8 protein-coding genes are annotated in these 11952 nt (G+C 68.9%); 2 read left to right on the top strand and 6 right to left on the bottom strand.

What is annotated here, in order from left to right:
- Positions 1–273: 273 nt before the first annotated feature.
- Genes BI335_RS11130 through BI335_RS11105 form a run of 6 tightly spaced genes read right to left on the bottom strand, consistent with a single transcriptional unit; the run spans position 274 to position 9872 of the window.
- Positions 274–1680, bottom strand: a complete 1407-nt coding sequence (locus BI335_RS11130) for an MFS transporter (protein WP_094405555.1) — start codon at positions 1678–1680, stop codon at positions 274–276.
- Complete coding sequence (locus tag BI335_RS11125; protein ID WP_094430988.1) at positions 1677–3014, bottom strand: MFS transporter; 1338 nt, start codon at positions 3012–3014, stop codon at positions 1677–1679. The genes BI335_RS11130 and BI335_RS11125 overlap by 4 nt, the downstream gene beginning before the upstream one ends.
- Positions 3015–3017: 3 nt before the next feature.
- On the bottom strand, positions 3018–3857 hold the full coding sequence (gene narI, locus BI335_RS11120; RefSeq protein ID WP_229117854.1) for a respiratory nitrate reductase subunit gamma: 840 nt from the start codon (positions 3855–3857) through the stop codon (positions 3018–3020).
- Complete coding sequence (gene narJ / locus BI335_RS11115) at positions 3854–4474, bottom strand: nitrate reductase molybdenum cofactor assembly chaperone (RefSeq protein ID WP_094430986.1); 621 nt, start codon at positions 4472–4474, stop codon at positions 3854–3856. Before narJ ends, narI begins: the two co-directional genes overlap by 4 nt.
- Positions 4474–6129, bottom strand: coding sequence for a nitrate reductase subunit beta (narH, locus tag BI335_RS11110; protein WP_094430984.1), 1656 nt, complete (start codon positions 6127–6129; stop codon positions 4474–4476). Before narH ends, narJ begins: the two co-directional genes overlap by 1 nt.
- Positions 6129–9872 (bottom strand): nitrate reductase subunit alpha, encoded by a 3744-nt coding sequence (locus BI335_RS11105; RefSeq protein ID WP_094430982.1) that lies wholly within the window; start codon positions 9870–9872, stop codon positions 6129–6131. The genes narH and BI335_RS11105 overlap by 1 nt, the downstream gene beginning before the upstream one ends.
- 190 nt (positions 9873–10062) lie before the next feature.
- Between BI335_RS11105 and BI335_RS21425 the strand changes: the two genes are divergently transcribed.
- Positions 10063–11265, top strand: coding sequence for a hypothetical protein (locus BI335_RS21425; RefSeq protein WP_172421849.1), 1203 nt, complete (start codon positions 10063–10065; stop codon positions 11263–11265).
- 20 nt (positions 11266–11285) lie between these two features.
- Entirely contained in the window at positions 11286–11876 is a 591-nt protein-coding gene (mobA, locus tag BI335_RS11095; protein WP_094430979.1) for a molybdenum cofactor guanylyltransferase, read from the top strand.
- Positions 11877–11952: the final 76 nt, after the last annotated feature.

Below are 11952 nucleotides of genomic sequence, written 5' to 3'. Positions count from 1 at the left end.
TGGTCATCATCGGCCGGCTGCGCCGCGACCCCGACACCCAGGCCTACTTCCACCGACGCACCAGCGAACACAAGACCCGCGCCGAAACCATCCGATGCCTCAAACGCCACCTCGCCCGCACCATCTACCGAAACCTCAAAACCGACCTCATGACCACTTGACGATCTATAGGACCGTCGCAACCCCGGCTCCGCTCCGCTGCGCCGGGGTTGCTACTCGATGTGCGTGACCCACCCGCTCCGCTGCGCCGGGGTCGCTGCTCGATGGGCCTCCTCAGCTCTTCTTCGGGGCGTTCGGGCGGGCGTACCGCTGCCAGGTGATGAGGATGCAGAGAACCGCCCAGACCGCGCCGATCAGATAGAAGGTCCACGCGCTCATCAGGGTCAGCCCGATACCGAACAGGAAGGGCCCGAAGGCGGCGATGGCGGCGGTCCAGCCGATCACCCCACCGGCCTGGCGGCGTTCGAAGATCATCGGCATCTGCTTGAAGGTCGACGCGTTCCCGATCCCGGAGAACAGGAAGATCAGCAGCATCCCCCACAGGAACCGGGTGAACTGGCCCTGCAGCGCCTCGGCTCCGGCCGCGGGGTCCGGTGTCAGCGCGGTCATCGTGAACAGGATCGAACCGAGGATGCCCAGCCCGGAGACCAGCGTCCAGACCGCGCCGCCCATCTTGTCGGTCAGCGGCGCGAACAGCACCCGCGCCCCGGCCCCGACCAGCGCACCGAGGAAGACATAGCTGACCGGGTCCGGCACCTGGTAACCGGCCACCAGCAGCTGGGCGTTCGCCCCCGTCCCGGAGACGATCGCCGGGTTCCCGGCCCCGTAGAGGTTCTTCATCAGCAGCCCGAACTGCGCGGACAGCCCGGAGAAGGTGCCGAAGGTCATGATGTAGATCAGCGTCATGTACCAGGTATCGGCGTTGGTGAAGATGTCGAACTGCTGGCGGATGTTCGCCTTCACCGGTACCGACTTCAGCATCAGCCAGGCCACCACGGCGCCGATGATGATGAACGGGATGTAGAACAGCGCCGCGTTCTGGTACCAGACCTCGGTCGTCGGCTTGCCGGGCAGCCCGGTCATCAGCTGCGGGCTGCCCATGAAGGCGAACATCCCGAAGCCGATCAGCCACGGCGTCAGCAGCTGCACCAGGGAGACGCCGAAGTTGCCGATGCCGGCCTGCAGGCCGAGCGCGGTGCCCTGTTTCGACCGCGGGAAGAAATAGGAGGTCGAGGGCATGAAACCGGAGAACGCACCGCCGCCGATGCCGGAGAGGAAGGCGAGCAGCAGCAGTTCCCAGAACGGCGTCGTCGGGTCCTGTACGCGGACCCCCCAGCCGAGCACCGGGAAGATCAGCAGCAGCGTGGTCAGGGTGACCAGCTTGCGGGTGCCCAGGATCGGTGGCAGCACCATCCAGACGATCCGCAGCAGGCCGCCGGCGAGCCCGGGCATCGCGGTCAGCCAGTAGAGCTGGTTGGTGGTCAGGTCGAAACCGAGGTTGGTCAGCTTCGGTGCGATCGCGCTGGGCAGGAACCAGGCGACGAAGCAGAGGGTGAGGGTGAAGGTGGAGATCCAGAGGGTACGCCAGGCGAGCCCCTTGTCCCAGTTCTGCTCGTCCTCGGGGTCCCAGCTGGTGAGCCACTCCCGGCCCCTGGGTTTCTCGGCTGTGGTCTCACTCATGCGTCTACCTCCGCGGGTGTGGGTGTTTCGATGTCCTCGGCCAGCTCGGGTGAGCGCTCGTGCAGCATCCGGACCACGGTCAGGTGCATCCAGATCGCGCAGGCGGCGGTGAGCAGGAAGAGCACGAAGAAGGTGCTGGTCGGGAAGCCGGACCAGGCCTTGGTGTAGGCGAACAGCGGTGGCAGCAGGAAGCCGCCCAGCCCGCCGAGCATCCCGACCAGCCCGCCGACGGAGCCGACGTTGTCGGGGAAGTACTCCGGGATGTGCTTGTAGACCGCGGCCTTGCCGACCCCCATCGCGCAGCCCAGCAGGAAGACCAGCACCGCGAACGGCAGCAGGCCCATGGCGTACGCCAGGTGCTCGCTGCTGCTGCCGTCGGCGTGGTCGATGACCAGATGGCCGTTCGGCATCATCAGGATGCCGGTGGTCACCAGCATCACCGCGAAGGTGCCGTACATCGCCCGCCGCGCACCCCACCGGTCGGAGAACCAGCCGCCGAGCGGCCGCAGCAGCGAGGCGGGGAAGATGAAGGTGGCGGTGAGCAGGCCGGCGGCGGTCAGCGTGACCCCGAAGTTGTCCATGTAGTACTTCGGCAGCCAGGCCGAGAGCGCCACGTACGCCCCGAAGACCGCGACGTAGTAGAGACTGAACCGCCAGACCCGGGCCTGCCGCAGCGGCCGCAGCATCTCGCCGAGTGACTTGCCCGAGCCGGTCATCCGATCCGGTCGCGGCGCGCCGACCGCGATGGCCACGGCGAGCAGCAGCAACAGTCCGGCATAGATCACCGGGACCAGTCGCCAGCCACCGGGGATGACACCCAGATAGGTCGCCCCGGCGGTGCCGGCGATCAGCGGCGGGCCGATGAACTTGGTCACCGAGGCGCCGACGTTGCCGGCGCCGAAGACACCGAGCGCCAGGCCCTGGCGGCGCTTGGGGAACCAGGCCGAGTTCCAGGCGATGCCGACCGAGAACGAGTTGCCGGCGAAGCCGACCAGGAAGGCCAGCACCAGCAGCATCGCGTAGTTCTGCGCGAAGCTGACCGCGAAGGCCGCCACCGCGGAGCAGACCAGGATGACCAGCATCATCTTCCGGCCACCGACCCGGTCGGTGAGCATGCCGGCCGGCAACCGCCACATCGACCCGTTCAGGATGGCGACCGCGCTGATCCAGGACAGCTGGACATCGCTCAGCCCGAACTCCTGCTGGATCGGTTTGCCGAGGATTCCGAACATCAACCACACCGCGAACATCACGGTGAAGGCGATCGAGGACAGGGTGAGTACCCGGCCCGACCCGCGGGGTGCGTGGTCCGCGGGGGCCGTTTCGTGCGTCATGGGCTACTTCCTGGTGGTGCGGTCGGTACGCCCGGAACGCTCGCGTCGCTCGGTACGCCCGGGGCGGTGGTTGTCGCGGGTGCCGATCGGGTCCCAGCCGCGGCGGGTGACCTGGGCGCCGGCCCGATGCCGGGGATCCCTGCTGCGATAGACGATGTAGGGCCGGAAGAGGTAGTGCACCGGGGCACTGAAGGCGTGCACCAACCGGGTGAACGGCCAGATCGCGAACAGCGTCATCGCCACCAGCACATGCACGTGGAAGACCGTCGGCGCGGCCACCATGTCCTCGATCTTCGGCTGGAAGTAGAACAGCGAGCGGTACCAGATCGAGACGGTCTCGCGGTAGTTGTGCTCTCCCCCGTCGGAACCGCGGCTGCCGAAGAAGGTGGCCAGCAGGCCGAGCACCAGCGCCGCGGTCAGGAAGACATACATCACCTTGTCGTTCACGGTGGTGGCATTGAACACCGGCCCGGTGGTCCGGCGCCGCCAGATCAGCAGCGCCAGCCCGACCAGGGTGCACACGCCCGCCAGCCCACCGATGAAGAAGGCGACGACATGGTAGGCGGACTGGCTGAAACCGATCGCGTCGGTGAACGATTTCGGGATCAGCAGGCCCATCACGTGCCCGGCGACCACGGCGAGGATGCCGAAGTGGAACAGCGGTGAGGCGATCCGCAGCAGGCCGCCCTCGTAGAGCTGGGAGGAGCGGGTGGTCCAGCCGAACTGGTCGTAGCGCCAGCGCCAGATCGTGCCACCGACCAGCAGTGCGAAGGACAGGTAGGGGAAGACCCCCCACAGCAGGATGTCCAGCGGGCCCACCGCCGCGGTGTCGAGGGGATTCACGGGAGCTCCTCGGTGATCAGGGGCAGCCGGGTGCCATAGGGCGCCAGGCCGACGGATTCGCTGGGTGGCTGTTCGGGTACGCCGGCCATCCGGGAGATCGACAACCGGTCCTCCGGTGACCTCCCCGGCAGGGTCGCGCAGATGGCGGTGAGGACGCCGGCGTGCGGCAACTCGTCATCGCGCAGCGCCAACCGCAGCAGTTCCAGGCTCGGCCGGGATTGCTGCAGCAGCTGGAATCCCTGTTCCGGCAGCTGCACCGCGAACTCGAGCACCATCGGCAGATGGTCGGGCAGTTCACCGGCCAGGTCGACCAGCAGACCGGAGTCCCGGTACGCCTTCTTGAAGCGCAGCAGGGATTCCCCGCGGCGGCGGGTGTCGCCGTCGGTCCAGTAGGTGAGGTGCAGCGCGTGCCGGCGGGAGAGGTCGAACTCCTGGGCGTGGCAGGCCTGCAGCTCGATCAGCGAGTGGCCGCCGAGGTGCGTCAGCAGCGGTGCGAACAGTTCCGCCGCGCCGGCCTGGTCGGCGGCCCGGGTGATCGTCGGCAGCGCGGCCAGCAGCTGCTCGTCCGGGTGCCGCAGACAGGCCGCCGCTGCGGCGTACACCATCGTCGCGTTCATCAACGCTCCTTGGGAAAGATACCGTCGGGAGTGCCGTTGCCGTCCCAGTTGAGCAGGTTGACCCGGTTCTCCAGCTGCTCCTCACCGGCCGCCTCGGCGGTGGTCTGGCGCTGCTTCAGGGCCGCGAAGGTCTCCACCGCGACCGGGGTCGGCCGCCCGGACATCTCACCGAAGGCACTGGTCTCATACATCCCCGGACCGCCGTCGAGATCGAGGGAGCAGCCCAGTTCCTCCAGGTCGTGGGCCTGCTCGACGTGTGCCTTGGGGATCACGTAACGCTCGTCGTACTTGGCGATCGCGAGCAACCGGTAGAGCTGCTGCAGCTCGTCGCCGGTGTGACCGATCAGCTCGGCGACGCTCTCGTCCCCCGCCCCACCGAGGGTGACCCCGCGCATGTAGGACCGCATCCCGGCGAGCACCTTCAGCACCCGATCCACCTCGTCGACATCGCCGGCGGTGAACAGTTCGGCCAGGTATTCCGCGGGGATCCGCAGCGCATCGATGGCACCGAACAGGGTGCCCGGCTCCTCGGCGTCGTGGCCCTGGGCGGAGAGCAGGTCCACCACCGGGGACAGCGGCGGGATGTACCAGACCATCGGCATGGTGCGGTATTCCGGATGCAGCGGCAGCGCCACCTGGTGTTTCTTCGCCAAGGCGTACACCGGTGAGCGTCGCGCCGCCTCCAGCCAGTCCTCGGGAATCCCTTGCTGGCGGGCGATCCGGACGATCTCCGGGTCCTCGGGATCGAGCATCAGGTCGAGCTGCGCGCGGTAGAGGTCCTGTTCATCCGGTACGCTCGCCGCCGCGGTCACCGCATCGGCGTCGTAGAGGAAGACCCCGATGTAGCGCAGCCGGCCGACGCAGGTCTCGGCGCACACGGTCGGCAACCCGACCTCCAACCGCGGGTAGCAGAACGTGCACTTCTCCGCTTTTCCGGTGCGGTGGTTGAAATAGACCTTCTTGTAGGGGCAGCCGGTGACGCACTGCCGCCAGCCGCGGCACCTGTCCTGATCGACCAGCACGATGCCGTCCTCGACCCGCTTGTAGATCGCACCCGAGGGGCAGGATGCCATGCAGGACGGATTCAGACAGTGTTCGCAGATCCGCGGCAGATAGAACATGAAGGTCTTCTCGTAGGAGAACCGGATGCTCTCGTTCGCCTGCTCACGCAGGGTTTCCACGATCGGGTCGAGCTGACCCATCTCCCCGGCGCCACCGAGATTGTCGTCCCAGTTCGAGGACCAGGTGATCTTCATGTCCTTGCCGGTGATCAGCGACTTCGGCCGGGCGACCGGGAAGTCGTCACCGAGCGGTGCGGTGACCAGGGTCTGGTAGTCGTAGGTCCACGGCTCGTAGTAGTCGGCGAGCTCCGGCTGCACCGGGGAGGCGAAGATGCCGAGCAGTTTGGTGAGCCGGTTGCCCGACTTCAGCTGCAGCCGGCCGCGCCGGTTCAGCGTCCAGCCGCCCTTCCACTTCTGCTGATCCTCGTAGCGGCGCGGATAGCCCTGTCCGGGGCGGGTCTCGACATTGTTGAACCAGACGTACTCGGTCCCGGCCCGGTTGGTCCACGCCTGCTTGCAGGTGACCGAACAGGTGTGGCAGCCGATGCACTTGTCGAGGTTCATCACCATGCCGACCTGGCACATGATGCGCATCAGTACTGCACCTCCTGGGAGCGCTTGCGGATGACCGAGACGATGTCGCGCTGGACACCGGTCGGGCCGAGATAGTTGAAGGCGTACGCCAGGTGGGCGTACCCGCCGATCAGATGGGTCGGCTTGAGCAGGATCCGGGTGACCGAGTTGTGGATGCCGCCGCGGCGGCCGGTCGCCTCGGATTTCGGCACGTCGACGGTGCGCTCCTGGGCGTGCGGCACGTAGACCACCCCCGTCGGCATCCGTGGGCTGACGATTGCCCGGGCGACGAAGACACCGTTGGCGTTCACCAGTTCGACCCAGTCGTTGTCGCGCACCTCGATCGCGGCCGCGTCCTCGGTGCTCAACCAGCAGGCCGGGCCACCGCGGCTCAGCGACAGCATGAACAGGTTGTCCTGGTATTCGGAGTGGATCGCCCACTTGTTGTGCGGAGTGAGATACCTGACGGCGATCTCACGCGCGGGGTTGGCGCCGCGGGTACCCAGCTCGGGCTCCCCGTACATCCGGGTCATGTTCAGCGGCGGCCGGTAGATCGGCAGCTGCTCCCCCGCGTCGATCAGCCAGTCGTGATCGAGGAAGAAGTGCATCCGCCCCGACAGGGTGTGCCACGGCTTCAGCCGCTCGGTGTTGATGGTGAACGCGGTGTAGCGGCGGCCGCCGGTCTCCGACCCGGACCACTCCGGTGAGGTGATCACCGGTTGCGGCGCGTTCTGCGTTTCGGCGAAGGTGATCCGGCGCTCCTCCGAACCCTCCGACAGGTCGGCGAGCCGGCGCCCGGTCATCTTCTCCAGGGTGCGGAATCCCTGGGTGGCGAGCTCCCCGTTGGTGGTGCCGGAGAACATCAGGATCGATTCGGCCATCCGCTGGTCGGTGTTCATCGCCGGCCGGCCGGCGGCGGCACCGCGGTCGTAGACCCCGAACAGCTGCGCCAGCTGGCCGACCTGGTGCTCGACGTCGTAGGTGATGTTCTTCACCGTGAACCCGAGCCGGTCGGCGAGCGGGCCGACGCTGAGCAGCTTGTCGGTGATCGCGGTGTAGTCGCGCTCGACCACCATCAGATTCGGCAGGTTCTGCCCCGGCCGGGCCGGCCGGTCGGTCCCCTTCCAGTCCGGTACGCCGCCACCGGGCTGGGCGATCTGTCCGGGGGTGTCGTGCTGCAGCGGGACGGCGACGACATCGGATCGGGTGCCGAGGTGCGTCCGGGCGTACGCCGAGATCCGCTCGGCCAGCAACCGGAAGAGCTCGAAGTCGGTCTTCGCCTCCCACGGCGGGCTGATCGCCGGGGTGAACGCGTGCACATAGGGGTGCATGTCGGTCGAGGACAGGTCGTATTTCTCGTACCAGGTGGCGGCCGGGAAGACGATGTCGGACAGCAGCGTGGTGGAGGTCATCCGGAAGTCGGCGGAGACCAGCAGGTCGAGCTTCCCCTCGGGCGCCTCGTCGTGCCAGGCGATCTCGTCGGGTCGCAGCCCGTCGCCGTGGCCGTTCGGCATCACGTTGTTGTGGGTGCCGAGCAGGTGCTTGAGGAAGTATTCGTTGCCCTTCGCCGAGGAGCCGAACAGGTTGGAGCGCCACAGCATCAGGTTGCGCGGCCAGTTCCGGGGTGCGTCGATGTCCTCGATCGCGGACTTCAGCCGGCCGGCCTTCAGCTCACCGGCGATCCACTCACCGACCGATTCGGCCTCGCCGCGCTCCACCGCCGCCCTGGCCTGGTCGGCCAGGTCGAGCGGGTTGCGGTCGAACTGCGGATAGAACGGCATCCAGCCCAGCCGGTTGGCGCGGACCAGCGCGTCGGCGGTGTGCATCCCGTCGAGCTGGCCGGTGGACAGCGGTGAGGTGATCGCGTCGGCGGAGTAGCCGTCGGTGCGCCACTGGTCGGTGTGCATGTACCAGTAACCGGTGCCGATCATGGTCCGCGGCGGGCGCTGCCAGTCGGTGGCATTGGCCAGGTTGAACCAGCCGATCATCGGCCGGCACTTCTCCTGGCCGACGTAGTGGGCCCAGCCGCCGCCGTTGCGGCCGATGCAGCCGGTGAGCATCAGCAGCGCGATGATCGAGCGGTACATCACATCGGCGTGGAACCAGTGGCAGACCCCGGCGCCCATGATGATCATGGAACGGCCCCTGGACTGTTCGCCGTTGCGGGCGAACTCGCGGGCGATCCGCAGGCACTGCTCGGCCGGCACCGAGGTGATCTCCTCCTGCCAGGCCGGGGTGTAGGGCTGGCTGGCGTCGTCGTAACCGGCCGGCCACTCCCCCGGCAGGCCGTCGCGGGCCACGCCGTACTGGGCCAGCATCAGGTCGAAGACGGTGCAGACCAGGTGCTCGGCGATCCGGCGTACCGGGACCCCGCGGGTGAGCACCGACCCCTCGCCGCGCGGGTCGGTGAACGCCGGCAGGGCGACCTCGAGGGTTTCATGATCGACATCGATCATGGACAGCGCGGGCTTGACGTCGCCGAGGTCGAGATTCCACTTCCCGGCGCCGTCGGCGTGGTAGCGGAAACCCATCGACCCGTTGGGGATCGCCGGGGCGTCGGTGACCGAGTCCCAGACGACGGTCTTGAACGCCGGATCCTCACTGCTGTCACCGAGGTCGGCCCCGGTGAGGAACTTGCCGGCGCACCAGCGGCCGTCGCGCTGGTCGAGGCGGACCAGGTGCGGCAGATCGGTGTAGCTGGTGACGTAGTCGGTGAAGAACGGCACCCGGCGCTCGACGAAGTTCTCCTTGAGGACCACATGCCCCATCGCCATCGCCAGCGCGGCATCGGTACCGGCCTGGGCGGGCAGCCATTCGTCGGCGAACTTGGTGTTGTCGGCGTAGTCGGGGCTGACCGTGACCACCTTCGTGCCGCGGTAACGGACCTCGGTCATCCAGTGCGCGTCCGGGGTCCGGGTTACCGGGACGTTGGAGCCCCACATCATCAGATAGGTGGCATCCCACCAGTCCCCGGATTCGGGCACATCGGTCTGGTCGCCGAAGGTCTGCGGGCTGGCGACCGGCAGGTCGGCGTACCAGTCGTAGAAGCTCGTCATCGCCCCGCCGAGGAGGTGGGTGAAGCGGGTGCCGATCGCGTGCGAGACCTGGCTCATCGCCGGGATCGGGGAGAAGGAGACGAGCCGGTCCGGCCCCCAGGTCTTGATCGTGTGCACATAGGAGGCGGCGGTCAGCTCGAGCGCCTCGTCCCAGCTCATCCGGACCAGGCCGCCCTTGCCGCGGGCCTGCTGCCAGCGGCGCCGCTTCTCGGGATCGGAGACGATCGAGGTCCAGGCGGCGACCGGGTCGGGCTGGGTCCGCTTCGCCTCGCGGTACATCTCCAGCAGGACGCCGCGGCCGTAGGGATACTTCACCCGGGTCGGGCTGTAGGTGTACCAGGAGAACGCGGCACCCCGCGGGCAACCGCGCGGTTCGTATTCGGGGCGGTCCGGACCGGTGCTCGGATAGTCGGTCTGCTGCGCCTCCCAGGTGATGATCCCGTCGCGGACGTAGACCTTCCAGGAGCAGGAGCCGGTGCAGTTCACCCCGTGGGTCGAGCGCACCACCTTGTCGTGGCTCCAGCGATCGCGGTAGAAGACATCACCCTGCCGACCGCCCTGGCGGAAGATCGCCCGGTTGTCGGGGGTGGTGTCGGCGCGGCTGAAGACCTTGCCGAGGCCGATCAGCTGGTCCATCAACGGGCCGTCGGGGCCCTCCACCGGCGGCAGCTGCGGGCCGCCCGCACCGCGGGCCTCATCGATCGTCATGGGGGCGCTCCTGCCTGCTGGGGTGGGGTTTCCACCGGACTCCGCAATGTCCAACTACGCTGCGTAGTAATTACATACTACGTGTCGTAGTAATGCCAAATCGGGCTTGAGCGCCGCCCCTAGAGTGGTCCGCGAGGCAGCGCCGCCAGACAGACAGCACTTCCCTCCCACGTTCTGGAATCCGAGGCAGATGGCAGACGCAATCAACTCCCGCAGCAGGTCGGCCGCAGCGACCGATGAGGACGAGACCCCGAAAGAGCCGATGCTCGGGCTCTCCGTGCCCCAGGTGATGGGCGGTGCGCTGGCGGCATCCACCGCCGCGGCGGTCGGCTCCCGGCTCGGCGTGGCGGGCACCGTCGTCGGTGCCGCGCTGGTCAGCGTGGTGGCAGCGGTCGGCGGTGCGGTCTACACCCGCACCATCCGCAGCACCTCCGCCCGGGTGAGCGGGATCGTCCGCCGGCCGGGCTCCGGCGCGACCCGGGTCAGCGCCGGCGAGCGCGACGGATCGGCCGGTCCGGCCGCCGGGTCCTCTCCCTATCTGGGCGGGTCCGCGGCTTCGGGTACGCCGACCGCGCAGCTTCCTGCCGGAGCCGACTCCCCGACATCCCCTGTGCTCGACTCCACCACGTTCCCCGAGCGCGGGACCAGCGACCGCACCGCTCCCCTGGCCGCGGCGGACCAGCCCACGGCGGCGTACCAGGCGGACGAGACCCGCGCGCTGCCGATCGGCGAACGGGTCGGTGAACCCGGTACGCCGAGCACCCCGGCCGACCCGCCGGCCGGTGCGACCGCGGTGGCCACCACCGAGGACGAGCCGGCCAGGCCGCGGTTCAAGATGCTGCATCTGCTCGGCGCGGCGGCCGCGATCTTCCTGCTGGCCGGGTTGCTGATCACCGGCTTCGAGGCGCTGACCGGCAACGCCCTCTCCGGCGGCCAGGGCACCACGGTGGCCCAGATCGGTTCCGGTGGATCCGGTGGCGGTGGCGCGGCGGAGCGTACCCCCTCACCGAAGGCCACCGGTGGCGAACGCAGCGATGAGCCGACCGCCCGGCCGAGCGGCCGGGCCACTCCGGACGCCGAGCCGACCAGCCGGAGCAGCAGCGAGAGCCAGCCGACCCAGCGGCCCACCGGTCAGAGCACCGGCTCCAGCGGCAGCGAGGGCGGCTCCGGCAGCGGTTCCGGTTCGGGCAGCGGCTCCGAATCCGGCTCGAACGGTTCCGGTTCGGGATCGGGCTCCGGGTCGAACGGGTCCGGTTCCGGCTCGGGCGGCAGCGGTTCCGGGTCCGGCAGCGGTTCCGGCAGTGGTTCGGGCTCCGGCTCGGGCGGCAGCGGTAGCAGCGGTTCGGGCTCCGGCAGCGGCTCCGGGTCGTCCGGTTCCGGCGCCGGCTCCTGACGACTGCGATGGTTGAGGGCATGACGATCCCCGGGTACGACGCGATCATCCTCAGCGGCGGCCGCGCCAGCCGGTTGGGCAGCCCGAAGCAGCGGCTCGCCTACGCCGGCGCCACCCTGCTGGAACGCGCCTGCGCCGCCTGCGCGACGGCTCGTGCGGTCGTCGTCGCCGGACCGACCGAGATCGACCCGCCGGCCGGGGTGCGCTTCGCCCCCGAGGACCCGCCCTTCGGCGGCCCGGTCGCCGGGATCGCCAGCGGCCTGGCGGCCCTGGCCACGACCGGTGAGCGAGCGGACTGGGTGCTGGTGCTGGCCGTCGACCATCCGGAGCTGCCGGCCGCGGTACCGGCTCTGCTGAGCGCCCTGCCCGAGGCGGTGCCCGAGGTGGATTCGGTGCTGCTGGAACATCGGGGCGAACCGCAGATCCTGCTCGGCGCGCACCGCACCGACGCCCTGCACCGCGCACTCGCCGCGCTGGGGCGTACCCGCGATGTCTCGGTACGCCGGCTGCAGGCCGACCTGCGGCGGACCACCGTCACCGTCACCGATGTCGACCTCTCCGATGTCGACACCCCCGCCGACGCCGCCCGCTTCGGCATCGACCTCGACTGACAACGCTCATCGAGGAGCTGGCCCGGCGTAGCGGAGCCGGGTGCATATGGGCCCTCATCTCGACACGGTCGCTGCG

It is taken from the genome of Enemella evansiae, from assembly GCF_002250705.1.
Classification (GTDB): Bacteria; Actinomycetota; Actinomycetes; order Propionibacteriales; family Propionibacteriaceae; genus Enemella; species Enemella evansiae.
This window is presented reverse-complemented; position numbering and strand designations above follow the sequence as displayed.

What these genes read in the sequence shown, in the direction of transcription:
- BI335_RS21425 (WP_172421849.1), top strand. Translation starts at nt 10,063, where the DNA reads ATGGCAGACGCAATCAACTCCCGCAGCAGGTCGGCCGCAGCGACCGAT.
- BI335_RS11105 (WP_094430982.1), bottom strand. Translation starts at nt 9,872, where the DNA reads ATGACGATCGATGAGGCCCGCGGTGCGGGCGGCCCGCAGCTGCCGCCG.
- BI335_RS11130 (WP_094405555.1), bottom strand. Translation starts at nt 1,680, where the DNA reads ATGAGTGAGACCACAGCCGAGAAACCCAGGGGCCGGGAGTGGCTCACC.
- mobA (WP_094430979.1), top strand. Translation starts at nt 11,286, where the DNA reads ATGACGATCCCCGGGTACGACGCGATCATCCTCAGCGGCGGCCGCGCC.
- narH (WP_094430984.1), bottom strand. Translation starts at nt 6,129, where the DNA reads ATGCGCATCATGTGCCAGGTCGGCATGGTGATGAACCTCGACAAGTGC.
- narJ (WP_094430986.1), bottom strand. Translation starts at nt 4,474, where the DNA reads ATGAACGCGACGATGGTGTACGCCGCAGCGGCGGCCTGTCTGCGGCAC.
- BI335_RS11125 (WP_094430988.1), bottom strand. Translation starts at nt 3,014, where the DNA reads ATGACGCACGAAACGGCCCCCGCGGACCACGCACCCCGCGGGTCGGGC.